The organism is Trinickia symbiotica (assembly GCF_002934455.1).
Lineage (GTDB): Bacteria > Pseudomonadota > Gammaproteobacteria > Burkholderiales > Burkholderiaceae > Trinickia > Trinickia symbiotica.
This window is the reverse complement of record NZ_PTIR01000021.1, coordinates 96,373-117,570: the sequence shown is the minus strand read 5'-3', so window position 1 is coordinate 117,570 and position 21,198 is coordinate 96,373. Positions and strand designations below refer to the sequence as shown.

Annotated in this window: 23 protein-coding genes; 13 read left to right on the top strand and 10 right to left on the bottom strand. The window is 65.6% G+C overall.

What is annotated here, in order from left to right:
* The first annotated feature begins 50 nt into the window (after positions 1–50).
* The 5 genes from lpxK (at position 51) to B0G57_RS25075 (ending at position 3,878) form a co-directional block, all read left to right on the top strand.
* Complete coding sequence (gene lpxK / locus B0G57_RS25095) at positions 51–1,100, top strand: tetraacyldisaccharide 4'-kinase (RefSeq protein WP_018440764.1); 1,050 nt, start codon at positions 51–53, stop codon at positions 1,098–1,100.
* Positions 1,081–1,287, top strand: coding sequence for a Trm112 family protein (locus B0G57_RS25090; protein ID WP_018440765.1), 207 nt, complete (start codon positions 1,081–1,083; stop codon positions 1,285–1,287). Before lpxK ends, B0G57_RS25090 begins: the two co-directional genes overlap by 20 nt.
* Positions 1,288–1,381: 94 nt before the next feature.
* Positions 1,382–2,197 carry a 3-deoxy-manno-octulosonate cytidylyltransferase gene (gene kdsB / locus B0G57_RS25085; protein ID WP_018440766.1) on the top strand — a complete coding sequence of 272 codons (816 nt, stop codon included), beginning with the start codon at positions 1,382–1,384 and terminating at the stop codon, positions 2,195–2,197.
* A gap of 214 nt (positions 2,198–2,411) precedes the next feature.
* Positions 2,412–3,074 carry an adenylate kinase gene (gene adk / locus B0G57_RS25080; protein WP_026229681.1) on the top strand — a complete coding sequence of 221 codons (663 nt, stop codon included), beginning with the start codon at positions 2,412–2,414 and terminating at the stop codon, positions 3,072–3,074.
* 45 nt (positions 3,075–3,119) lie between these two features.
* The gene (locus B0G57_RS25075; RefSeq protein ID WP_018440768.1) at positions 3,120–3,878 is read left to right on the top strand and encodes a 3-hydroxyacyl-CoA dehydrogenase; all 759 of its coding nucleotides are present in this window, start codon (positions 3,120–3,122) and stop codon (positions 3,876–3,878) included.
* Positions 3,879–3,896: 18 nt separating this feature from the next.
* Here B0G57_RS25075 and B0G57_RS25070 read toward each other — a convergent pair whose 3' ends face one another.
* Positions 3,897–4,739 (bottom strand): SirB1 family protein, encoded by an 843-nt coding sequence (locus B0G57_RS25070; protein WP_018440769.1) that lies wholly within the window; start codon positions 4,737–4,739, stop codon positions 3,897–3,899.
* A 22-nt stretch (positions 4,740–4,761) separates the two neighbouring features.
* Positions 4,762–6,312: a murein biosynthesis integral membrane protein MurJ gene (gene murJ, locus B0G57_RS25065; RefSeq protein WP_018440770.1), complete on the bottom strand. Its 1,551-nt coding sequence runs from the start codon at positions 6,310–6,312 to the stop codon at positions 4,762–4,764.
* 261 nt (positions 6,313–6,573) lie between these two features.
* Here murJ and rpsT point away from each other — a divergent pair, with 261 nt between their 5' ends.
* Positions 6,574–6,855: a 30S ribosomal protein S20 gene (rpsT, locus tag B0G57_RS25060; RefSeq protein WP_018440771.1), complete on the top strand. Its 282-nt coding sequence runs from the start codon at positions 6,574–6,576 to the stop codon at positions 6,853–6,855.
* 184 nt (positions 6,856–7,039) lie between these two features.
* Here rpsT and B0G57_RS25055 read toward each other — a convergent pair whose 3' ends face one another.
* A complete protein-coding gene (locus B0G57_RS25055; protein WP_018440772.1) occupies positions 7,040–7,375 on the bottom strand; it encodes a DUF3579 domain-containing protein in 336 nt (111 codons plus the stop codon).
* 233 nt (positions 7,376–7,608) lie between these two features.
* Here B0G57_RS25055 and argF point away from each other — a divergent pair, with 233 nt between their 5' ends.
* Positions 7,609–8,538, top strand: a complete 930-nt coding sequence (gene argF, locus B0G57_RS25050; RefSeq protein ID WP_018440773.1) for an ornithine carbamoyltransferase — start codon at positions 7,609–7,611, stop codon at positions 8,536–8,538.
* A gap of 128 nt (positions 8,539–8,666) precedes the next feature.
* Positions 8,667–9,893 carry an argininosuccinate synthase gene (locus B0G57_RS25045; protein ID WP_018440774.1) on the top strand — a complete coding sequence of 409 codons (1,227 nt, stop codon included), beginning with the start codon at positions 8,667–8,669 and terminating at the stop codon, positions 9,891–9,893.
* A 158-nt stretch (positions 9,894–10,051) separates the two neighbouring features.
* Here the strand turns inward: B0G57_RS25045 and murB are convergent, their stop codons facing one another.
* Positions 10,052–11,083, bottom strand: coding sequence for a UDP-N-acetylmuramate dehydrogenase (gene murB, locus B0G57_RS25040; RefSeq protein WP_018440775.1), 1,032 nt, complete (start codon positions 11,081–11,083; stop codon positions 10,052–10,054).
* Positions 11,084–11,236: 153 nt separating this feature from the next.
* Here murB and B0G57_RS25035 point away from each other — a divergent pair, with 153 nt between their 5' ends.
* Positions 11,237–11,722, top strand: a complete 486-nt coding sequence (locus B0G57_RS25035; protein ID WP_018440776.1) for a YajQ family cyclic di-GMP-binding protein — start codon at positions 11,237–11,239, stop codon at positions 11,720–11,722.
* A gap of 69 nt (positions 11,723–11,791) precedes the next feature.
* Here B0G57_RS25035 and plsY read toward each other — a convergent pair whose 3' ends face one another.
* The 5 genes from plsY to queG all read right to left on the bottom strand — a co-directional run bounded on the left by plsY (position 11,792) and on the right by queG (position 16,173).
* Positions 11,792–12,457, bottom strand: coding sequence for a glycerol-3-phosphate 1-O-acyltransferase PlsY (gene plsY / locus B0G57_RS25030; RefSeq protein WP_018440777.1), 666 nt, complete (start codon positions 12,455–12,457; stop codon positions 11,792–11,794).
* A 198-nt stretch (positions 12,458–12,655) separates the two neighbouring features.
* The gene (gene ybaK / locus B0G57_RS25025; protein ID WP_018440778.1) at positions 12,656–13,147 is read right to left on the bottom strand and encodes a Cys-tRNA(Pro) deacylase; all 492 of its coding nucleotides are present in this window, start codon (positions 13,145–13,147) and stop codon (positions 12,656–12,658) included.
* A gap of 77 nt (positions 13,148–13,224) precedes the next feature.
* Positions 13,225–14,208, bottom strand: a complete 984-nt coding sequence (gene xerD / locus B0G57_RS25020) for a site-specific tyrosine recombinase XerD (RefSeq protein ID WP_018440779.1) — start codon at positions 14,206–14,208, stop codon at positions 13,225–13,227.
* Positions 14,205–14,690 (bottom strand): methylated-DNA--[protein]-cysteine S-methyltransferase, encoded by a 486-nt coding sequence (locus B0G57_RS25015; protein WP_018440780.1) that lies wholly within the window; start codon positions 14,688–14,690, stop codon positions 14,205–14,207. The genes xerD and B0G57_RS25015 overlap by 4 nt, the downstream gene beginning before the upstream one ends.
* Positions 14,691–14,715: 25 nt before the next feature.
* A complete protein-coding gene (gene queG / locus B0G57_RS25010; RefSeq protein ID WP_104489601.1) occupies positions 14,716–16,173 on the bottom strand; it encodes a tRNA epoxyqueuosine(34) reductase QueG in 1,458 nt (485 codons plus the stop codon).
* Between the two features lie 50 nt (positions 16,174–16,223).
* Between queG and tsaE the strand changes: the two genes are divergently transcribed.
* From tsaE to trxA, 4 genes are all read left to right on the top strand, one after another.
* On the top strand, positions 16,224–16,784 hold the full coding sequence (gene tsaE / locus B0G57_RS25005) for a tRNA (adenosine(37)-N6)-threonylcarbamoyltransferase complex ATPase subunit type 1 TsaE (protein WP_026229682.1): 561 nt from the start codon (positions 16,224–16,226) through the stop codon (positions 16,782–16,784).
* The gene (locus tag B0G57_RS25000) at positions 16,766–18,406 is read left to right on the top strand and encodes an N-acetylmuramoyl-L-alanine amidase (RefSeq protein WP_102607230.1); all 1,641 of its coding nucleotides are present in this window, start codon (positions 16,766–16,768) and stop codon (positions 18,404–18,406) included. Before tsaE ends, B0G57_RS25000 begins: the two co-directional genes overlap by 19 nt.
* An 84-nt stretch (positions 18,407–18,490) precedes the next feature.
* Positions 18,491–19,372, top strand: coding sequence for a pirin family protein (locus B0G57_RS24995; RefSeq protein ID WP_018440784.1), 882 nt, complete (start codon positions 18,491–18,493; stop codon positions 19,370–19,372).
* 76 nt (positions 19,373–19,448) lie between these two features.
* Complete coding sequence (gene trxA / locus B0G57_RS24990; protein ID WP_018440785.1) at positions 19,449–20,297, top strand: thioredoxin; 849 nt, start codon at positions 19,449–19,451, stop codon at positions 20,295–20,297.
* 13 nt (positions 20,298–20,310) lie between these two features.
* Here the strand turns inward: trxA and tcdA are convergent, their stop codons facing one another.
* Positions 20,311–21,195: a tRNA cyclic N6-threonylcarbamoyladenosine(37) synthase TcdA gene (tcdA, locus tag B0G57_RS24985; protein ID WP_018440786.1), complete on the bottom strand. Its 885-nt coding sequence runs from the start codon at positions 21,193–21,195 to the stop codon at positions 20,311–20,313.
* Positions 21,196–21,198: the final 3 nt, after the last annotated feature.

Sequence of the window (21,198 nt, the reverse complement as noted above, 5' to 3'; positions counted from 1 at the left end):
GCGCGCTAGAGTGCCGGGTTCCCGAACCGCACCCCCGACCCTTATCGACGATGTCAGCGCCATCCCGCCTCGGTGAACGCCTCGCCGATCGAATCAAAGCGCGCATCGAAGCGCGCCTCACGCGCGAATGGCAGCGCCGCGGGCCGCTCGCCTGGGCGCTCTCCCCGCTTTCGTTGGCCTTCGGCGCGGCAGCCGCGCTGCGCCGCGCGAGCTTCTCGCTCGGCTGGCGCGAGAGCGTGCGAATCGGCTTGCCGGTCGTCGTCGTCGGCAACGTGACCGTCGGCGGAACGGGCAAGACGCCGACCGTCATCGCGCTCGTCGATGCACTGCGCGCCGCGGGCTTCACGCCGGGCGTCGTCTCGCGCGGATATGGCGCGAAGGTGGCCGAGCCGCGCGCCGTGACGGCAGCCTCACACCCTGACGAAGCCGGCGACGAGCCGCTCATCATCGCGCGGCGCACGGGCGCGCCCGTCTGGGTTTGCCCCGACCGCGTGGCCGCCGCCCGCGCATTGGTGACTGCGCATAGCGACGTCGACGTGATCGTGAGCGACGACGGGCTCCAGCACTACCGCCTGCAGCGCGACGTCGAGCTCGTCGTGTTCGATCAGCGTCTTGCCGGCAACGGATTTCTGCTGCCGGCGGGGCCGTTGCGCGAGCCGCTTTCGCGCCGGCGCGACGCCACGCTCGTCAACAACCCGTTCAGCCGCGAGTTGCCGCCGTGGCCCGACACGTACGCGCTGACGATCTCGCCCGGCGATGCGTGGCACCTCGCGGACCCGAGCCTGCGCCGTCCGCTCGCTCAGTTCGCGGGCGCGCGCGTGCTGGCGGCGGCCGGCATCGGCTCGCCCGAGCGTTTTTTCGCGACGCTGCGCGCGGCGGGCCTCGCGCCCGCGACGCGCGCGCTGCCCGATCACTACGCGTATCGTCGCGATCCGTTCGAGGGTGCGCAGGCCGACGTGATCCTGATCACCGAAAAGGATGCAGTAAAATTGCGCGGACGGCGCGACGCGCGGATCTGGGTCGTTCCGGTCGAAGCTGCGTTGCCAGGCCGCCTCATCGCTCTCGTTGTGGAGAAACTCCGTGGACGCTCGCTTGCTTGAAATTCTCGTGTGCCCGATTTGCAAGGGCCCACTCCGTTACGACCGGGCAAACGAGGAGCTCATCTGCCAAGCCGACAAGCTGGCCTATCCGATTCGCGACGGCATTCCGGTCATGCTCGCGGACGAGGCACGGCAAACGGTCGAAGGCACGCCGATTGAGCCAGTCGATCCGACGGGCGGGGCATAAAGCCAACGCACGAGAAACGCGCGGACGCCACTCCCGCCGCCGGTCGTCCCTTTCGCCAGGCAGCCAACGAGCGAATCTCCCCTTCCCTTTTTCGATGACCGAATACGCTTCGATCAGCGGCGCACCGTTTGTCGCCGTCGTCCCCGCCCGGCTCGCTTCCACGCGCCTGCCCGAGAAACCCCTCGCCGACATTGGCGGCAAGCCGATGGTCGTGCGCGTCGCCGAGCGCGCGCGCGCTGCGGGCGCGCTCCAAGTGCTGATCGCCTCCGATTCGGAGCGCGTACTCGAGGCGGCCCGCGCGCATGGCATCGATGCGCTGCTGACGCGCGACGATCACCCCTCGGGCACGGATCGCCTCGCCGAGGTGGCCGCACGGCTGAACTGGAGCGACGATACGATCGTCGTGAACGTGCAGGGCGACGAGCCGCTGCTCGATCCGGCGCTCGTGAGCGGTGTCGCTACGCATCTCGCGCGGCATCCCGACTGTGCGATCGCGACGGCCGCGCATACGATCCACGATGCCGCTGAGGTGTTCAGCCCCAATGTCGTCAAGGTCGTGCTCGACGCGCAAGGGCGCGCGCTTTACTTCTCGCGCGCGCCGATTCCGTGGATGCGCGACGCCTATCAGCCGCATTGCGCGGCCGACGCCATCGACATCGCGGCGATGCCCGCGCCCGAAGCGGCGCCGGTCTATCGCCACATCGGCCTCTATGCCTACCGCGCGCGCTTCCTGCGCACTTATCCGCGACTCGCGCAGGCGCCCATCGAGCGCGCCGAGATGCTCGAGCAACTGCGCGCCATGTGGTATGGCGAGCGTATCGCGGTGCTCGTCACCCATGAGGCGCCTCCTCCGGGCGTCGATACGCCGGCCGATCTCGAGCGCGTCCGCTCGCTTTTCCGGTCGGAGTAGTTTCGAGCCATGGCATAATCGAAGCCGATTGCGCGAGCATTCGCAACATTCGGCTCTCTGGTTCCTGTCCGTCTGCCCTGCTGCCCGCCTGGGTCGAAGCGCCGCGAAAAGCGCGCGCTGCCGAGGCTGCCGCTCCCATTCGCACGGCCACGGACATCGGCCGGCGCGTTTCGGCTTTCGCACCGCATTCCACATACGACTCGGAGATACCACTATGCGTTTAATCCTGTTGGGTGCACCTGGCGCCGGAAAGGGCACCCAAGCGAACTTCATCAAAGAAAAATTCGGGATTCCGCAGATTTCGACCGGCGACATGCTGCGCGCCGCCGTGAAGGCCGGCACGCCGCTCGGCGTTGAGGCGAAGCGCTATATGGATGCGGGCGAGCTCGTGCCCGACGCGGTCATCATCAATCTCGTCAAGGAGCGCCTCACCGACTGCGATTGCGAGAAAGGCTATCTGTTCGACGGATTCCCGCGCACGTTGCCGCAAGCCGAGGCGATGAAGCAGGCCAGCGTCGCGATCGATTACGTGCTCGAGATCGACGTGCCGTTCGACGAGATCATCGTTCGCATGAGCGGCCGCCGCACGCACCCGGCATCGGGCCGCACCTATCACCTGAAATTCAATCCGCCGAAGGTCGAGGGCAAGGACGACCTGACGGGCGAGCCGCTGATCCAGCGCGACGACGACAAGGAAGAGACAGTCAAGAAGCGTCTCGATGTCTACTGCGCGCAGACCAAGCCGCTCGTCGACTACTACCAGCAATGGGCCCAGCGCGGCGTCGAAAACGGCCTCAATCCGCCGCAATATCGCCGCATCTCCGGTCTCGGGTCCGTCGAAGAGATCCGCCAGCGCGTGTTCGATGCCTTGAAATAAGGGCGCTGCTTCGTCGACCCTCGATAAACGAAAGGAGCTTTGAGCATGGAGATTCGCGGTAACGGATTCCTGATCACCGGCGGCGCGTCGGGCCTCGGCGCCGCAACGGCACGCCTCATCGCGGAACATGGCGGCAAGGTCGCCATCGCCGACCTCAACGAGGCGGCGGGCAGCGCGCTCGCGGGCGAGCTCGGCGGCGTGTTCGTGAAGTGCGACGTGACGCGCGAAGACGATGCGGTCGAAGCCGTCGCGGCCGCGACACGGCTCGGCACACTCGTCGGTCTCGTGAACTGCGCCGGCGTCGCGCCGGCGGTGAAGACGGTCGGCAAGGACGGGCCGCATCCGCTCGATGCGTTCCGCCGCACGATCGAAATCAATCTGATCGGCACCTTCAACGTGCTGCGCCTGGCCGCCGCGGAAATGGCCAAGAATGCGCCGAATGCGAACGGCGAGCGCGGCGTCATCATCAACACAGCCTCGGTCGCGGCATTCGACGGGCAGATCGGCCAGGCAGCCTATGCAGCCTCGAAAAGCGGTGTCGCCGGGATGACGCTGCCGATCGCGCGCGACCTCTCGCGCAATGGCATTCGCGTGATGACGATCGCGCCGGGCATCTTCGAAACGCCGATGCTGCTCGGCATGCCGCAGGAAGTGCAGGACTCGCTCGGCGCGATGGTGCCTTTCCCCGCGCGCCTCGGCAAGCCGATCGAGTATGCGATGCTCGTCAAGCAAATCTTCGACAATACGATGCTGAACGGCGAGGTGATCCGACTCGACGGCGCGATCCGGATGCAGCCGAAATAGCGCCGGCAGGCGGCGCGCTCAGTCGTCGCCGCTGTCGGTGCGCTGGCGCAGCTCCTGCAACTGCGATTCGACGGCGGTCGCGTCCTCGGCGTCGGGGCGGTCGTCCAGGTAGCGCTCCAGATCCTCGAGCGCCGGCCGCAGATAATCGAGCCGCGCATAGGCGAACCCGCGATCGCGCACCTCCTCGATGCTTTCCGGCAGCAGAATGACGAGCCGCTGTTGCACCGCCAACAAACGCTGCCAGCGCTCGGTCTGCAAATAGATCGCCTTCAAGTTGCGCAACATGCGGGCGATGATCTCGCGCCCCGTGGCCGGCTGCAGCAGCATCCGCAGCGTGCCGCCGATCGAGTCGCCGCTCGTGTGCGACAAATACGGCTCGAGCCGGTCCACCATCTCCGCCTCGGTCAGCGACTTGCCCGTCGTCGGATCGAGCATCACGTCGCCCTCCGGCAGCGTCACGCGCAGCAGAAAGTGGCCCGGAAACGACACGCCTTTCACCGGAACGCCGACCTGCTCGCCGATTTCCATATAGAGGATCGCAAGCGAGATGGGAATGCCGCGCCGGCGCTTCAGAACGACATTGAGGTGGCTGTTATCGGGGTCGTAGTAATCGTTGAGGTTGCCGGCGAAGCCGAGTTCGCGGAAGAAGAAGCGGTTCAACGCGCCGATCTTGTCCGTCAGGTCCGCGTTCCCGGGCAAACGGCGCTTGAGCCGCACGGCCAGCTCGTCGAGCTCGGCGAGCGTGCCTTGCAGATCGAGGTCGGGATAGGCATCCTGCGCGAGCGAAAGCGCCGTTTCGGTGACCGGCAGGCTGTCGTCGTCGGCGACGAGTGAAGTGAAGTAGTCGAGAACCGATGTCATGGCTGTCTCAGGTCTGGAGTCCTCACTTGGCGCGTCTTCTAAAGTAGGTGTATTTGAAGCCCATCAACCAAAGCATACTGAAATATAGTGCGGCGAACAGGACCATGCAGGCCGCGAGCAGCGCGATGCGCGCGAGCGGCCGCGCATGCAGCCCGATCCAGTCGAAATTCGCCGCGCACCAATGCATTGCGCCGGCCAGCACGAGCGAAGCACCGAGGAGCTGCACGAGAAAGAGGGCCCAGCCGCCCGACGGGATGTAGATGCCGCGCCGGCGCAAACCCGTGTACAACAATATGGCGTTGACGCAAGCGCCGAGCCCGACGCTCAACGTGAGCCCCGCGTGCGCGAAAACGGGAACGAACACCAGATTGCCGAGCTGCGTGGCGATCAGCACGCCGATGCCGATTTTCACGGGCGTCTTGATGTCCTGCTTGGCGTAAAAGCCGGGTGCGAGAATCTTGATGACGATGAGGCCGATGAGGCCGACGCCATAGGCCGTCAGCGCGCGGCCCACCATGACGACCGAGTACCCGTCGAAACGTCCGTAGTTGAAAAGCGTCGCGGTCAGCGGCTCGGCAAAGAGGAACAGCGCGAGCGCGCTCGGCGCCGCCAGCAGGAACGTCACGCGCAGGCCCCAATCGAGCAGCGCCGAGTACTCGTGCGGGTCCTCGTCCACGTGCGCTTTCGACAAGCTCGGCAATAAAATGGTCCCGAGCGCGACGCCGAGCAGCGCCGTCGGAAACTCCATGAGGCGGTCCGCGTAATTGATCCAGGACACGGCCCCAGGACCGAGCCGCGAGGCGATATTGGTGTTGATGATGAGCGAGAGCTGCGCGACCGAGACGGCGAACGTGGCCGGCACCATCTTCATGAGCACGCGCTTGACGCCGCGGTGGGCGAGCGCCACGAACGGATTGAGGCCGATGCGCGGCGTCATGTCGATCTTCGCGAGGCCCGGCCATTGCACCGCGAACTGCAGCACGCCGCCGACGATGACGGCCCAGGCAAGCGCGAAGACCGGCACCTTCAAGTGCGGAGCGACGAACACGGCCGCCGCGATGAACGAGACGTTGAGCAGCACCGGTGCGAACGCGGGCAGCGAAAAGCTGCCGTAGGTGTTCGCGACGCCGGCCGCGAGCGTGGTCAGCGAGACGAAGACGATGTACGGAAACATGATCTGCGTCATCGTCACCGCGAGGCCGAACGCCTGACCGTCACCCTTCAAGCCCGAGGCCACGGCGAAGACGACCGCGGAAGCCGCGACGATGCCGACGAGCGAAAGCAGCGCAAGCGCCCAGGTGAGCACCGTCGACATCGCATCGACGAGCGCTTTCGTCGGCCCGTGCCCCTGACTGTTCTTGAATTCGGCGAGGATCGGCACGAACGCCTGTGAAAACGCGCCCTCGGCCGAAAGCCGCCGCAGCAGATTCGGAATGCGAAAGGCGACGTAAAAGGCGTCGGTGAATTGACTCGCGCCAAAGGCGCGCGCGATCAGCGTTTCACGGATGAGGCCGGTTACGCGCGAGAGCAGCGTAAAACCGCTGACCGTCAGCAGGGCTCGGAATAGATTCATGGGCCGGCTATTATACGGGCAGCCGCCGTGGCTTCCGGCCGTCTCGTCGCGATATTTGCCATCTCTCTGATTTTGCTGATATACTCGCGCGTTTCGAAGCTCGCCTTCTGCGTTGCGTCGCGAAGACGCGATCAGATGCAGCGATGCCGACGTTTTGCGCCTTCGGGCAATCGTTCCCGAAGGTTTCGATCGAAGGACGCTCGAACGGTCGTTTAGTGCGCGACTTCGGGCACCGCGAACAATACAGGACTAGGAACTCTCATGGCTAACTCCAAGCAAGCACGCAAGCGCGCCCGCCAAGCCGCGAAGGCGAACTCGCACAACTCGGCGCTGCGCTCGAAGTACCGCACGGCGATCAAGGCTGTCCGCAAGGCAATCGAAGCCGGCGATCAAGCCAAGGCCGCCGAAGTCTTCCGCCTCTCGGCCAAGACGCTCGACATCATCGCCGACAAGAAAATCGTCCACAAGAACAAGGCCGCTCGCCACAAGAGCCGCCTCGTGGCCGCCCTCAAAGGCATGCAGCAACCCGCCGCCGCGCAGTAAGCTCGTCCGGAGCGTCCCCGCAAATGCCGTTCAGCTGGCCGCTGAGCGGCATTTTGTTTTGCTGCCGCGAATCGGGTGTGTCGGGAATGTGTCGGTGAGGAAGGAAGGCACCAACCGTTGACGTTCGCGCGCGAAACCGCCGCGCTATCGACCTGCGGCGGACATTGCGTCCGCCCCCGCCGCGTCAACGCTTTGCTTTTTGCACGGCGCCGTGATGGTGGGGCAACTCGCAAGCCTCGGTCACGACGAGGTTGTTGTCTTTCGCGAAGTTCATGCAGAAATCGAATGCCATCGGTTCGATGTTGCGCAGCCGCGAGTCGACGATCACGACCTTGACATCACCGAGCAGCACGGGGCGCACATACACCGAGTATTGAAGGCGTGCGTTGGGGCCTTTCACGCCGGGACCGTAGCTGGACATGACCCCCGCCAGACGCTCCGCCCAGTCGCTCGGCCGAAACTTCCTTCCGTCCTTGGTGATGCCCTGAATGAAGTATTCGGTGAACGGTGCTTCGGCCATGTATGAAACCCATATGGTGCGCCCGAAGCTTTACCCGCCGGGCTGGAGAAAACTCGGGGATTATACCACCCCCGACTGTCTTTTCCGCACCGCACACAAACGGTGCGCACACGGAGCGAACCTCGGCGGCGGCTCGTCAAACCGGCAAAAATCCTTTATGCTGCGGGGAGTTATCCCATTCGACGGCGGCGCCGTCCGGTCTCACGGCCGGGTCAGTCCGCCGTATTTGTTTCATGTCCGACAAAAAAATCCGCCACTATCTGCAATTCAATGACTTCTCGTTGGAAGACTACGAGTACGTGCTCGAGCGCGCGCGCATTCTGAAGCGCAAGTTCAAGAACTACGAGACTTATCATCCGCTGCACGACCGCACGCTCGCGATGATCTTCGAGAAGCATTCCACGCGCACGCGCCTGTCGTTCGAGGCCGGCATGTTCCAGCTCGGGGGCCACGCCGTCTATTTGAGCACGCGCGATACCCAGCTCGGCCGCGGCGAACCGATCGAGGACGCCGCGCAAGTGATGTCGCGGATGGTCGACATCATCATGATCCGCACGTTCGGGCAGGACATTTTGCGGCGCTTCGCCGAGAACTCGCGCGTGCCCGTCATCAACGGCCTGACGAACGAGTACCACCCGTGCCAGGTATTGGCCGACATCTTCACGTTCTACGAGCACCGCGGTCCGATCGCCGGCAAGACGGTGACGTGGGTGGGCGACGCGAACAACATGCTCTATACGTGGATCGAGGCCGCAAAGATTCTGGGCTTCAAGCTGCGGATCTCCACGCCGCCCGGCTACCCGCTCGATCAGGCGCTCGTCGCGCCCGAAAGCGCCCCCGCGTTCGAAGTCTTGGACGATCCGCACGAAGCATGCCGCGGGGCCGATCTGGTGACCACCGATGTCTGGACTAGCATGGGCTTCGAGGCCGAGAACGAGGTCCGCAAGGCCGCTTTCGCCGACTGGTGTATCGATGCCGAGATGATGGGCCGCGCGAATCCCGACGCGCTTTTCATGCACTGCCTGCCCGCGCACCGCGGCGAGGAAGTGACCGCCGACGTCATCGACGGCCCGCAAAGCGTCGTCTGGGATGAGGCCGAAAACCGCCTGCATGTCCAAAAGGCGCTGATGGAGTTTCTGCTGCTCGGCAAGTTGAACCATTGATTCGCCGCGGCGCGGCCACACCCAGCGTGGGGCCGTCGCGCGACGAGTTTTCAGCGTCGGCCGCACGCCGGCGCAACGCTGTTTTTAGTCGTCATCGTCTTCAGTTACGCACCAGCCACGAGTTCACCATGAGCGATATCAAAAAGGTCGTGCTCGCCTATTCGGGCGGCCTCGACACCTCCGTCATCCTGAAATGGTTGCAGGACAACTACTCGGCCGAAGTCGTCACGTTCACGGCCGACATCGGCCAGGGCGAGGAGCTCGAGCCCGCCCGCAAGAAGGCGCTGCAGCTCGGCATCAAGCAGGAAAACATCTTCATCGACGATCTGCGCGAGGAGTTCGTGCGCGACTTCGTCTTCCCGATGTTCCGCGCGAACGCGATCTATGAGGGCGAGTATCTGCTCGGCACCTCGATCGCACGGCCGCTGATCGCGAAACGCCAGATCGAGATTGCCCGCCAGGTGGGCGCCCAAGCCGTCTCGCACGGCGCGACGGGCAAGGGCAACGATCAGGTTCGCTTCGAGCTCGGCTACTACGGGCTCGAGCCCGGCATCAAGGTCATCGCGCCGTGGCGCGAATGGGATCTGCTGTCGCGCGAGAAGCTGCTCGCATACGCGGAGAAGGCCGGCATTCCGATCGATATGAAGCACCGCCAAGGCGGCGCGCCCTACTCGATGGACGCGAACCTGCTGCACATCTCCTATGAGGGCCGCCACCTCGAAGATCCGCGCGCCGAAGCCGAGTCCGACATGTGGCGTTGGACCGTCGCGCCCGAGGACGCGCCCGATTCGCCGGAGTACCTCGATATCGAATACGAGCGCGGCGATCCCGTTGCAATCAACGGCAAGCGGCTATCGCCGGCCGACATGCTGACGGAGCTTAACCGCCTCGGCGGCAAGCACGGCATCGGCCGGCTCGACCTCGTCGAGAACCGCTACGTCGGCATGAAATCGCGTGGCTGCTATGAAACGCCGGGCGGCACCATCATGCTCAAGGCGCATCGCGGCATCGAATCGATTACGCTCGATCGCGAAGTCGCCCACCTGAAGGACGATCTGCTCGCACGCTATGCCTCGCTGATCTACAACGGCTACTGGTGGGCGCCCGAGCGCCGCGCGCTGCAAGTGCTCATCGATCACACGCAGGAAAACGTCAACGGCTGGGTGCGCGTGAAGCTCTACAAGGGCTCCGTGTCGGTCGTCGCGCGCGATTCGAAGAACACGCTGTTCGACAAAACGATCGCGACGTTTGACGATGACGGCGGCGCGTACAACCAGGCCGACGCCGGCGGCTTCATCAAGCTCAACGCGCTGCGCATGCGCATCGCCGAAAACGCTCGCCGGCAACGCGGCTGATCGCTTCGTCCGCGTGCTTGAACTCGACCCTTCGCGCCGGCCGTGTCGCGACACAGCGGCGCGGAGGTCGTTCAACGCGCGGTGACAATCCGCGCGTGCCGGGCCGACGCCGGCCGTTTTGTTGGCCAGCACAAGCCGGCAATGAGTGTGAGCAAGCCCTAAACCACTAAAGGCTCCGGTTCCAGCTCGACGCCGAACCGTTCTTTGATGTCGAGCTGGATCGCCCGCGCGAGTGCGAGGACGTCCGCGCCCGTGGCGCCGCCGCGGTTGACGAGCACGAGCGCCTGCCTGTCGTGAACCGCGGCCGCCCCCATCGCTCTCCCTTTCCATCCGCATCGATCGATGAGCCAACCGGCCGCGAGCTTGAACCGCCCGTCGGGCTGCGCATAGCCGACGAGCCGCGGCTCCTTTGCCCGCAACGCTTCGTACGTCGCCGCATCGACGACAGGGTTCTTGAAGAAGCTTCCCGCATTGCCGAGCGCGAGCGGATCGGGCAGCTTGGCCCGGCGGATGGCGACGACCGCGTCGAAAATCGCCTGCGGCGTCGCCGCGGCGCCGCGCGCGTCGAGCTCGCGTGCCACATCGGCATAGTCAGCGCGGGGCGTCCATGCCTTCGGCAGACGAAACGTCACCGACGTAATCGCGAACCGATCACGCCCCTCGCGCTTGAAAAAGCTGTCGCGATAGCCAAAACGGCAGGCGTCGAAGTCGAAATCGCGCACTTCGCCCGTCGCGAGCTCAACCGCGCGCAGCGACGCGAAGCGCTCGCCCATCTCGAGCCCGTAAGCGCCGATGTTCTGGATCGGCGCGGCCCCGACGGTGCCTGGAATCAGCGCCAGGTTCTCGAGGCCCGGCAAGCCCGTCGCCAACGTCCAGGCGACGAATCCGTGCCAATTCTCCCCGGCGGCCGCCTCGACGTACCACGCCTCGTCGTCTTCGCGCACGAGGCGCTTGCCGGTCAATGCGGCGAGCAGCACCAGACCATCAAAATCTTTCGTGAAGACGATATTGCTGCCGCCGCCAAGCACGAGCCTTGGCAGCCCCGCGACACGCGCATCGCGCGCGGCGGCGGCGAACTGCCCGGCCGTTTCGACGCGGCATGCGAGGCGGGCGCGAACATCGAAGCCGAACGTGTTGTGCGCGCGCAGCGGAAAATCGGAAATCAAGGCGATCGGATCGGGCGAAGACATCGGCAAAGCGCTTCTCTGCGGCGCCGCGGCCGACGGCGCGGCTTGGGCATTGAGGACGGGATCGGTAGAATGACGTTCGGTCCGTGATTATAGCGAGTGCCGCCTGCGCTGCCGCGCGGGCGCCGCCGCAGCCTCAAACCTGGGAGAGATAGCATGCCGTCGTTCGATGTCGTTTGCGAAGCCAATATGGTCGAAGTGAAAAACGCGATCGAACAATCCAACAAGGAAATCTCGACGCGCTTCGACTTCAAAGGGTCCGACGCGCGCGTCGAGCAAAAGGAGCGCGAGCTGACGATGTTCGCCGACGACGATTTCAAGCTCGGTCAGGTGAAGGATGTGCTCGTCGGCAAAATGGCGAAGCGCGGTGTCGACGTGCGCTTCCTCGATTACGGCAAGGTCGAGAAGATCGGCGGCGACAAGGTAAAGCAAGTCGTCACGATCAAGAAAGGCGTGTCCGGCGACCTCGCCAAGAAGATCGTCAAACTGGTGAAGGACAGCAAGCTGAAGGTTCAGGCTAGCATCCAGGGCGATGCCGTGCGCGTCACGGGCGCGAAGCGCGACGACTTGCAAAACGTGATCGCGATGCTGCGCAAGGATGTCACCGATACGCCGCTCGATTTCAACAACTTCCGCGACTGAAGCACGCCCGCCGGGTTGCGCCACTTCCCCCGTTGGCCGGCCACGCGCCGGCGAGCGGGGCAGATCAGATCAATGCTTGCGGGCGTGATGTTGATGGGCGCCCGCTTCGTGTTTGGCGTGTGCCGCCGCGTCCGTCTTTTTCTCGCCGATCCGGCCTTCCTTGCCCGCGATCAGCTTCGAGATGTTTCCCCGGTGGCGCCAGACGAGCAGCGCGCTCATCGCGAAGATGGCCCAGGCGACCGTGTTCGGGCCGAACATGAAGATATCGAAGAGCGGTGCGAAGACGGCCGACACGAGCGCCGCGAGCGACGAATAGCGGAAGAAGAACGCGATGATGAGCCAGGTCGCGACGGTCGCGAGGCCGAGCACCGGGTTGATCGCGAGCAGCACGCCGGCCGCCGTCGCGACGCCCTTGCCTCCCTTGAACTTGAAGAAGACCGGGTAAAGGTGGCCGAGGAAGACGGCCAGCGCGGCAACCGCCACTGCGGTGTCGTCGAGCCCATAGCGCGGGCCGAGATGCGCGGCGAGCCAGACCGCGAGCCAGCCTTTGAAGGCGTCGCCGATCAAGGTCAGGACGGCTGCCTTCTTGTTGCCGGTTCGCAGCACGTTGGTCGCGCCGGGATTGCCCGAGCCGTACGAGCGCGGATCGGCCAGCCCCATCACCGCACTCACTATCACGGCGAACGAGACCGATCCGATCAGATAGGCGGCGACAGCAACGATTACGAGTTCCATAAGCGGTTGTTTTGGCGTGTAGTAGGGCGAGCGGTCGATTCGATCCACGCGCGTCCGCCCGCATGAGACGGAACGCGGCACCCGGGCGCGGCGCTCATTCTACCGAAGCCCGGTGCGGGACAGTCTATTGGTGGATCGACTGAGGCGGTCCGGCCTCAACGGTGCAATCGCCTGCACTGCCCCGCCGACCTGTTGCGCTCAATCGACGCTCGCGCAGTTGACGGGTCGCGCGTGCACGAGCGTCGTCAGCACCGAAGGCGCGATGCTGATCAAATAACCACGGCGCCCGCCGTTCAGATAGATCGAAGCAAGCTCGAGGATGCTTTGCTCGACATAGACGGGCATCGGCTTCTTCGTGCCGAAGGGCGACGTCCCGCCGATCAAGTATCCGGAATGCCGGTTGGCGACTTCGGGCTTGCAGGGCTCCACGCGCTTCGCCCCGATCTGCCGCGCGAGGTTCTTTGTGGACACAGTGCGATCGCCGTGCATGAGAACGACGAGCGGCTTCGCGTGCTCATCCTCCATGACGAGGGTCTTGACGACATGATGCTCGTCGACGCCTAGCTGCCGAGCCGATTCGGCGGTACCGCCGTGTTCAACGTAATCGTACGGATGCTCGCCGAAGCTCACTCCATGGCGGCGCAAGAACTGCGTGGCAGGCGTCTCCGAAATGTGTTTGGCTTTGCTCATCGCCGCATTTTAAGGGCGGCGGCCGGTTCACCGCTACTCACGCGGTCGATTCGGCATCGGTCGCGCCCGCGGCCAGCTCACCCGCGCGGATGATGCTGCGCATGCAGCGTCTTGAGCCTTTCGCGCGCGACGTGCGTGTAGATCTGCGTCGTGGAAATGTCGGCGTGACCGAGCAGCAGTTGCACGACGCGCAAGTCGGCCCCGTGGTTCAGGAGATGCGTCGCGAACGCGTGGCGCAGCGTGTGGGGCGAAAGCGGCGCGTGAATCTCGGCCGCCCGGGCGTGGCGCTTGATGATGTTCCAGAACTGCTGCCTCGTCATGCCTTCGCCGCGCGCTGTGACAAAGAGCGCATCGGCGGCGCGCGCGCCGAGGAGCGCGGGACGCGCCTCGCGCAAGTAGCGCGCGAGCCAACCGTGCGCTTCTTCGCCGAACGGCACGAGCCGCTCCTTGGCGCCCTTGCCCATCACACGCACGACACCCTCGTTGAGCCCTACTTCGACTGTTTTGAGGCCGACGAGCTCGGAAACGCGCAACCCGCTCGCGTACATGAGCTCGAGCATCGTCCGGTCGCGCAGGCCTAGCGCCGTATCGACGTCGGGCGCGGCGAGCAGCGCCTCGACTTGCTGCTCCGACAATGTCGACGGGAAGCGCAGCGGCTGCTTGGCGGAGCGGATCTTGAGCGTCGGATCGGCCGCCGTGCGGTGCTCGCGGATGGCCCACGCGAAGTAGCGGCGAAAGACCGAGAGACGCCGGTTCGCCGAGGTCGCCTTGCCGTCGCTGCGGGCCGCCAGGTAGCCGTTCACGTGCGCCTCACCCGCCGCATCGAGCGGCACACCGTGCTCGCGCGCGAGCCAAACGGCGAAGAGCCGCAAGTCGCGCCGGTAGGCATCGAGCGAATTGCGCGCAAGGCCATGCTCGAGCCAGAGGGCGTCGCAAAATGCATCGATGGACTGAGTGTTCGCGGCGTCATGCGCCGTCGAGACTTTTTCGGCCGAAACCCCCTCGCCTTCACGCCCCTCGCGCCGTGCGGGCAACTTGTCGACTTTCAGCATATCGCTCATAGCGGGAGGGCCTGTTGCGCGCTCTCATGATCGAGCAGCCAGCGCTTCACGCGTGGATAGAAGCCGTCGCCGGCGTGGTGGGCAAAGCCGCCGAGCCCGTTGGCGGCAACGACTCGGTGACAAGGAATGACGATCGGGAACGGGTTGTCGCCGCACGCCTGACCCACCGCGCGCGGCGTTCCGCCGACTTGCCGCGCCAACTCGCCATAGGTGCGCGTCTCACCAGGCGGGATTGCGCACATCGCTTCCCACACGCGCCGCTGAAACGGCGTGCCGACAGCCGCGAGCGGCAGGTCGAACGTCGCGCGCGGCGACGTCAAGTAATGCGCGATCTGCCGCGCGGCTTCGTCGGCCAACGGGCAATGGGGCGCAACGGACGCAACCTCTCCCGGCAGATATTCAATGAGGCTCACCACGCCGGCCGCCTCGTCGACACGAATGCCGACTTTGCCGAACGGTGCGTCGATCACGGCGTCATGCATGGCTCGCTCCCTCATCACTGTGTCTCTATGCGGCTTCGAGCGCCCACTCCACGTGCTCGCGCACGAGGGGCGATGCGTCGTCGGCCCGCCTTCGCAGCGCATCGACGATCCGGCTCCTGTCCGCCTGCCCGAGCGCCGTCCCGCCTCCGGCGCGCAACGCGTTGCCGAGCCCGACGGCCAGGTTGCGCAGCCAGCATTCATAGCCGATGCGGCGAATCGCGCTGCCTTGCATTCGTGTATCGAACTCCTCGGCGCTCCACGAGAAAAGATCGACCAGCGATGCGCGATCGAGGCCGTGCCGGGTATCGAAATCGTCGACGGGCGCCGCTTGCGCGAACTTGTTCCACGGGCAGACGAGCTGACAGTCGTCGCATCCGTACACACGATTGCCGATGAGCGGACGCAGCGCCTCCGGAATGCTGCCCTTCAATTCGATCGTCAGATAGGAAATGCAGCGGCGCGCGTCGACGCGATAAGGTCCGACGATCGCACCGGTCGGGCACACGTCGATACAGCGCGTGCAGCGCCCGCAAGACTCGCCTGCCGTGCGCGGCGCTTTCTTGACGGCCGGTTTTTCGGCCTCCGCATCGGCATCGGCAACGGCATCGGCATCGGCATCGGCATCGGCATCGACATCGGCATCAACATCGGCATCAACATCGGCATCAACATCGGCATCGACATCGACATCGACATCGACATCGACATCGACATCGACATCGACATCGACCGGCAGCGGAACATCGACATAGATTTCGCCGAGGAAAAACAGCGATCCCGCATCGCGCTCGATGAGCAAAGTATGCTTACCGCGCCAGCCGATGCTTGCCTTTTGCGCTAGCTCCACCTCGAGCACCGGCGCCGAATCGGTAAAGACGCGATGACCGTACGGGCCGATCTCGCGCTCAATTCGCTCGGCGAGCTGCTGCAGCCGCTGGCGCATCACCTTGTGATAGTCGCGCCCACGCGCATAGAGCGAAACGACAGCCGCGGTGGGATCGTCAAGGCGCGCCCGCTCGCGCGCGCGCCAATCGAGGGCGCCCGCGCGCTCATCGCGCTCATCGCGCTCATCGGGTTGATCGCTTTCATTTCGCTCACGCTCCGCCGATGCCGGTGCGTCCTCTGCCATAGCGGCAGCCTTCGAGTCTGACGATGCGCTTTCATCGTCGGCAACGGCAAGCGTGGCCGCCGGCAAATAGGCCATGCGCGCGGTGATGATGCGTAGCGTGCCGGCCACAAGCTCGGCCGGACGCGCGCGTTTCATCCCATGTTTGGCCATATAATCCATCTCGCCGTGGCAGCCCGCCGCGAGCCAGGCGCTAAGCGCCGCTTCGGCCTGGGACAGATCCGTGTCGCTGACACCGATCGCACCGAAGCCGAGCTCACGGCCCCATGCCTTAATCCGCCGCGCAAGTGCCGCCAGCGCCGCGCCGTCGAAGCGATAAGTTTCGGCTGAGGAGGCAGCCGCATGGAGCGCTGTCATATGAAGAGCGGCCTTTCCGGACATCGTTTCATCCAAGCTATTTTACGAGATTGCCCGTGGCGCCCGATTCTCCGTTTGCTCCGTCCGCGAGCGTCCTACTCGAACGCCGCTTCGTGCTCGAGGACCTGGCCGCCACGGAGGCGTTCGGCGCCCGTTTCGCGCAAGCACTCGAGCACGTGCGCACGCTGCCGGCGTTCAATGGGCTGCATGCGCAGCTCCGCGGCGATCTCGGCGCAGGCAAGACCACACTCGTGCGCGCGACGCTCGCGGGCCTCGGCCACAAAGGGCGCGTGCGCAGCCCCACCTACACGCTCGTCGAGCCTTACGCGCTCGGCCGGCCCGGCGGCGAGCTCGAGGTCTATCACTTCGATCTCTATCGTTTCGCCGATCCGGCCGAATGGGCCGACGCCGGCTTTCGCGAGTATTTCGACTCGGGCGCGATCTGTCTCGTCGAATGGCCCGAAAAGGCCGGCGACCTGCTCGGCACGCCCGATCTCGTCTTGGCGCTCAGCGTCGACGCGCGAGGAATCGCTCCCGGTAGCGACGAGCACCGTCTGCTCGATGTGCGCGCATACAGCGAATCAGGAAAAGCATGCCTCGAAAGATGTTGATCAAACCGTTCCACTCGATCGAATCGGCTGCCACCGCGACCCATAGCTGGCGCCGCCGTCAGGTGCTGCGCGCCGGGGCCTCGACGCTCATCGTCGGCCTCGCCGCGCCGTTCCTCGCTCGCTCGGCCTTCGCGAGCTCGGTGCTCGGCGTGCGCGTCTGGCCCGCGCGCGACTATACGCGTGTCACGATCGAATCCGATCAGCCGCTGCAAACGACGCAGCAACTGCTGCAAGGGCCGGACCGGCTCGTGGTCGACTTGAACGGCCTCGATCTCGATCAGGCGCTGCGCGACCTCGTCTCGAAGATCGCGCCGAACGATCCTCAGATCCGCTCCGTGCGTGTCGGACAATTTCAGCCGCACGTGGTGCGGCTCGTCTTCGACCTGAAGGGCTCGGTGAAGCCACAGGTCTTCTCGCTCGAGCCGATCGGCAGCTATCGCTACCGGCTCGTGCTCGATCTTTATCCGACCGTCGCGCCCGATCCGCTCATGGATCTGCTCGCGCAAACGGAGCGCAAGGAAAAAGAGTTTAGCGAAAGCCGGCCCGACGCCGAGGCGCTCGCACCGGCGCCGCTCGCCGGGCCGGCAACGCCGCCTCCGGGGCCGACGCCACCGCTCGCCGGGCCCGCCACGCCGCCCGGCGCGCCCGCCGACAACAGCGACGCATTCTTCCAGCGCTACGCGCAAAATTCCGCGCCCGAAGGAGCCCCGGCACCGGGCGGCGCGGGCGCGGGCGAAGGCGCGGCGGGGCGAGCGCGGCGCAAGTCGGACGTCGCTCGTGACAAATCCGTGCCGCCCAGCGGCGGTAACGACGGCACGGGCAGCGCCCTCGCGCAAAACGGTCTCGGCAATGGCGAGGACGGTCTCGGCGGCGAGACCTACCCGTTCGCGACGCCGAAAACGGGCCGCACCGTACGCCTGCTGACGGTGGCGATCGACCCGGGCCACGGCGGCGAGGATCCGGGCGCGATCGGCAGCGCCGGGACCTACGAGAAGCACGTCGCGCTCGACATCGCCAAGAAGCTGCGCGCGATGATCGATGCGCAGCCGAACATGCGCGCGATGATGACGCGCGACGCGGACTTCTTCGTTCCGCTCAACGTGCGCGTGCAAAAGGCGCGGCGCGTCAATGCCGACCTCTTCGTGTCGATTCACGCCGACGCGTTCACGACGCCGACGGCGCGGGGCTCGTCGGTGTTCGCGCTGTCCGAGCATGGTGCGTCGAGCGCGGCAGCACGCTGGATGGCGAACAAGGAGAATGCGTCCGATCTCATCGGCGGAATCAACGTCAAGACGCAGGACGATACCGTCAACCGCGCGCTCTTCGACATGTCGACTACGGCGCAGATCCGGGATTCGCTGCGCTACGGCGGTTATGTGCTGCGCGAGATCGGCGACATCAACAAGTTGCACAAGGGATCGGTCGAGCAGGCGGGCTTCGCCGTGCTGAAGGCCCCTGACATTCCGTCGATCCTCGTCGAGACGGCTTTCATCAGCAATCCCGAGGAAGAGACGCGTCTGAACGACGACGGCTACCGCAACCAGATGGCGAACGCCATCATGAAAGGCATCAAGCGCTACTTCGCCGCGAATCCGCCGCTCGCAAAGAATCGTATGACGTAACAGGGACGCTCACCGCCGACCGGTGAGCCGCGAGCCCAGGGGACTGGGCGGTAGAATGTCCCGGTCACCCAAACGGAGCGGCTCATGTCGTCGTCGATCAGGATCATTCTCAAGCCCTCGGAGCGCGACGTGGGCGGCGTCACCGTTCGCCGCGTGCTGCCGGCAATGGCCGCGCGTCTCGTCGGCCCGTTCATCTTTTTCGATCATATGGGGCCCGCCTCGTTCGCGCCGGGCGCGAGCCTCGACGTGCGGCCGCACCCGCATATCGGACTCGCGACGGTCACCTACCTCTTCGAGGGAGCGATGATGCATCGCGACAGCATCGGCTCCGTCCAGAAAATCGTGCCGGGCGACGTCAACTGGATGACGGCCGGCCGCGGCATCGTCCATTCGGAGCGCACGCCCGAAGACGAGCGCAGCCACAATCACGTCCTGCACGGCATTCAGACCTGGGTCGCCCTGCCGCTCGAGCACGAAGAAGCCGAGCCGTCGTTCGAGCACCACGCCGCCGCAACGCTGCCGCACCTCGAGCGCAACGGCGTGCGGCTCGACGTCATCGCGGGAACGGCCTTCGGGGCCCGCTCCCCCGTGACGACGTTCTCCGCGACGCTTTACGTCGCGGCGCGTTTCTCCGCCGGCAGTGCATTGGCGCTCGAACCCGAGCACCAGGAACGCGGTGTCTATCTCGTGGACGGCGACCTGTCGCTCGACGGCGAGCCGCTTCCGGCAGGGCGGATGGCGGTGCTGGTCGAGGGCGAGACGCCGACGCTCGCGAGCGCGACGGGCGCGACCGTCATGGTGCTGGGCGGCGCGAAGCTCGAGGGTGAGCGCTTCATCGAATGGAATTTCGTGGCCAGCACGCACGAGCGGATCGAGCGCGCCAAGGCGGCGTGGACCGAGCAAGCGATGGGCAAGATTCCCGGCGAGACCGAGTGGATTCCGCTGCCGGAGCGGCATCCGCGGTAGGGCTAAGCGGTTGAAATTCCCTTCGCCGCCCCCACTCTCGGAGCGGTCCAGTGTTGAAGAGGTCAACGAGGTCCTGATGAACACTACTCTCGCCACTTTCGAAACGGACGTGCTCGAGGCGTCGAAGCTCGTCCCGGTGCTCGTCGATTTCTGGGCGCCCTGGTGCGGGCCCTGCAAGGCGCTAGGCCCCCTGCTCGAAAAGCTCGAGCACGAGTCCGCCGGCAAGTGGCGGCTCGTGAAGGTCAATGTCGACGAAAATCCGCAGCTCGCAGCCCATTTCCAGGTGCGCAGCATCCCGCACGTCGTCGCATTCGCCGACGGACAGCCGATCGATCAATTCATCGGCGTATTGCCGGAAGGGCAACTGCGCGCGTTCATCGACGGGCTCGTCCCGAACGCCGCGGAGGCGGAGCGCCGTGCGGCGCTTGCCGCGCTCGAAGAGGGGCGGCGCGGCGTTGCGCTCGATCACCTGAAGGCGGCGCTCGCACTCGACCCGGGTTTCGACGAAGCGCGGCTCGATCTGCTCGAGCTGTTGATCGACGAGGAGCGGGTCGACGAGGCGCGCAACGAGGCCGAGCGACTTTCGCCGAAAGTGACGCAGGGCATCGACGTGCGCTACAACTCGCTCAAGACGCGGCTCGATGCGCTCGATGCCGCGACCGAGCTCCCGCCGACGGACGCGCTCGAAGCGCGCATCGCCGCGAATCCCGGCGATCTCGACGCGCGCTTCGATCTGGCGAATCTGCTGATCGCGCGGCGGGCCTACGAAGGGGCGCTCGAGCATCTGCTCGAAATCGTGAAACGCGATCGGACGTTCCGCGACGATGTCGGCCGCAAGACGATGCTGTCGGTCTTCGATCTGGCTGCGCACCGGCCGGAGCTCGTTTCCGAGTGGCGCCGCAAGCTCAGCGCCACGCTGCACTGAGCGGGCGTCCCGCTCAGCCGGCCGGCGTGCTCGCGGCCGCCTTCTTGGCCAGCGTCGACAGGACGTGGGCCGCGGCCGCGAAACCGAAGCTCGCCGTCACGCAGACGCTCGAGCCGAATCCCGCGCAATTGAGGCCGACCGGGCCCTGGTGGCCCGGCGATGTGGGGACGTGCTCGGCGGCCTCGTCGATGTCGCAGACCGCCGCTTCTGGGTAGATCAGCGGCTCGTCCGAGAAAACGGCGCTCACCTTGAACTTCGACTTCGGCCCGCGCGGGAAGCCATGGTGCTTGCGCAATTGCGCGCGCACCTTCGAGAGCAAAGGGTCCTGGATCGTCAGCGCGAGATCGTCGATGCGGATGCGCGTCGGGTCGAGCTGGCCGCCGGCACCGCCGACGGTGACGAGCGGCTGGCCGCGCGCCGCGCACCAGGCGATCAAGGCCGTCTTCGTCCGGACACTGTCGATCGCGTCGATCACGTAGTCGAAGCCCGCGCCCAGCAGCGCCTCGAAGTTGTCCGGTTCCGCGAAATCCTCGACGAGGCGGACCTCGCAGGCGCGATCGATCAGCGCGATGCGCTCCGCCATCGCCTCCACTTTCGGTTTCCCGTAGTTGCCGTCGAGCGCGTGGATCTGCCGATTCGTATTGCTGATGGCGACGTTGTCGAGATCGACGAGCGTGAGCTGGCCGATCGCGCTGCGGGCGAGCGCCTCGGCCGCCCACGAGCCGACGCCCCCGATCCCGATCACGGCCACGTGCGCGCGCTCGAACGCCGCGAGCGCCGGTGCGCCGTAAAGCCGCGCCACACCGCCGAAGCGGCGCGCGCGCTCGGCGTCGTCGCTCTCCTCATCGAGCGCTGGCGCGGGAGTAAGATCGGTGCTCGTGACCAAGGTCCTGGACATGAT

Coding starts and splice junctions, on each gene's coding strand:
- lpxK (WP_018440764.1), top strand. CDS start 51: ATGTCAGCGCCATCCCGCCTCGGTGAACGCCTCGCCGATCGAATCAAA.
- kdsB (WP_018440766.1), top strand. CDS start 1,382: ATGACCGAATACGCTTCGATCAGCGGCGCACCGTTTGTCGCCGTCGTC.
- adk (WP_026229681.1), top strand. CDS start 2,412: ATGCGTTTAATCCTGTTGGGTGCACCTGGCGCCGGAAAGGGCACCCAA.
- B0G57_RS25075 (WP_018440768.1), top strand. CDS start 3,120: ATGGAGATTCGCGGTAACGGATTCCTGATCACCGGCGGCGCGTCGGGC.
- B0G57_RS25070 (WP_018440769.1), bottom strand. CDS start 4,739: ATGACATCGGTTCTCGACTACTTCACTTCACTCGTCGCCGACGACGAC.
- murJ (WP_018440770.1), bottom strand. CDS start 6,312: ATGAATCTATTCCGAGCCCTGCTGACGGTCAGCGGTTTTACGCTGCTC.
- rpsT (WP_018440771.1), top strand. CDS start 6,574: ATGGCTAACTCCAAGCAAGCACGCAAGCGCGCCCGCCAAGCCGCGAAG.
- B0G57_RS25055 (WP_018440772.1), bottom strand. CDS start 7,375: ATGGCCGAAGCACCGTTCACCGAATACTTCATTCAGGGCATCACCAAG.
- argF (WP_018440773.1), top strand. CDS start 7,609: ATGTCCGACAAAAAAATCCGCCACTATCTGCAATTCAATGACTTCTCG.
- B0G57_RS25045 (WP_018440774.1), top strand. CDS start 8,667: ATGAGCGATATCAAAAAGGTCGTGCTCGCCTATTCGGGCGGCCTCGAC.
- murB (WP_018440775.1), bottom strand. CDS start 11,083: ATGTCTTCGCCCGATCCGATCGCCTTGATTTCCGATTTTCCGCTGCGC.
- B0G57_RS25035 (WP_018440776.1), top strand. CDS start 11,237: ATGCCGTCGTTCGATGTCGTTTGCGAAGCCAATATGGTCGAAGTGAAA.
- plsY (WP_018440777.1), bottom strand. CDS start 12,457: ATGGAACTCGTAATCGTTGCTGTCGCCGCCTATCTGATCGGATCGGTC.
- ybaK (WP_018440778.1), bottom strand. CDS start 13,147: ATGAGCAAAGCCAAACACATTTCGGAGACGCCTGCCACGCAGTTCTTG.
- xerD (WP_018440779.1), bottom strand. CDS start 14,208: ATGAGCGATATGCTGAAAGTCGACAAGTTGCCCGCACGGCGCGAGGGG.
- B0G57_RS25015 (WP_018440780.1), bottom strand. CDS start 14,690: ATGCATGACGCCGTGATCGACGCACCGTTCGGCAAAGTCGGCATTCGT.
- queG (WP_104489601.1), bottom strand. CDS start 16,173: ATGACAGCGCTCCATGCGGCTGCCTCCTCAGCCGAAACTTATCGCTTC.
- B0G57_RS25000 (WP_102607230.1), top strand. CDS start 16,766: ATGCCTCGAAAGATGTTGATCAAACCGTTCCACTCGATCGAATCGGCT.
- B0G57_RS24995 (WP_018440784.1), top strand. CDS start 18,491: ATGTCGTCGTCGATCAGGATCATTCTCAAGCCCTCGGAGCGCGACGTG.
- trxA (WP_018440785.1), top strand. CDS start 19,449: ATGAACACTACTCTCGCCACTTTCGAAACGGACGTGCTCGAGGCGTCG.
- tcdA (WP_018440786.1), bottom strand. CDS start 21,195: ATGTCCAGGACCTTGGTCACGAGCACCGATCTTACTCCCGCGCCAGCG.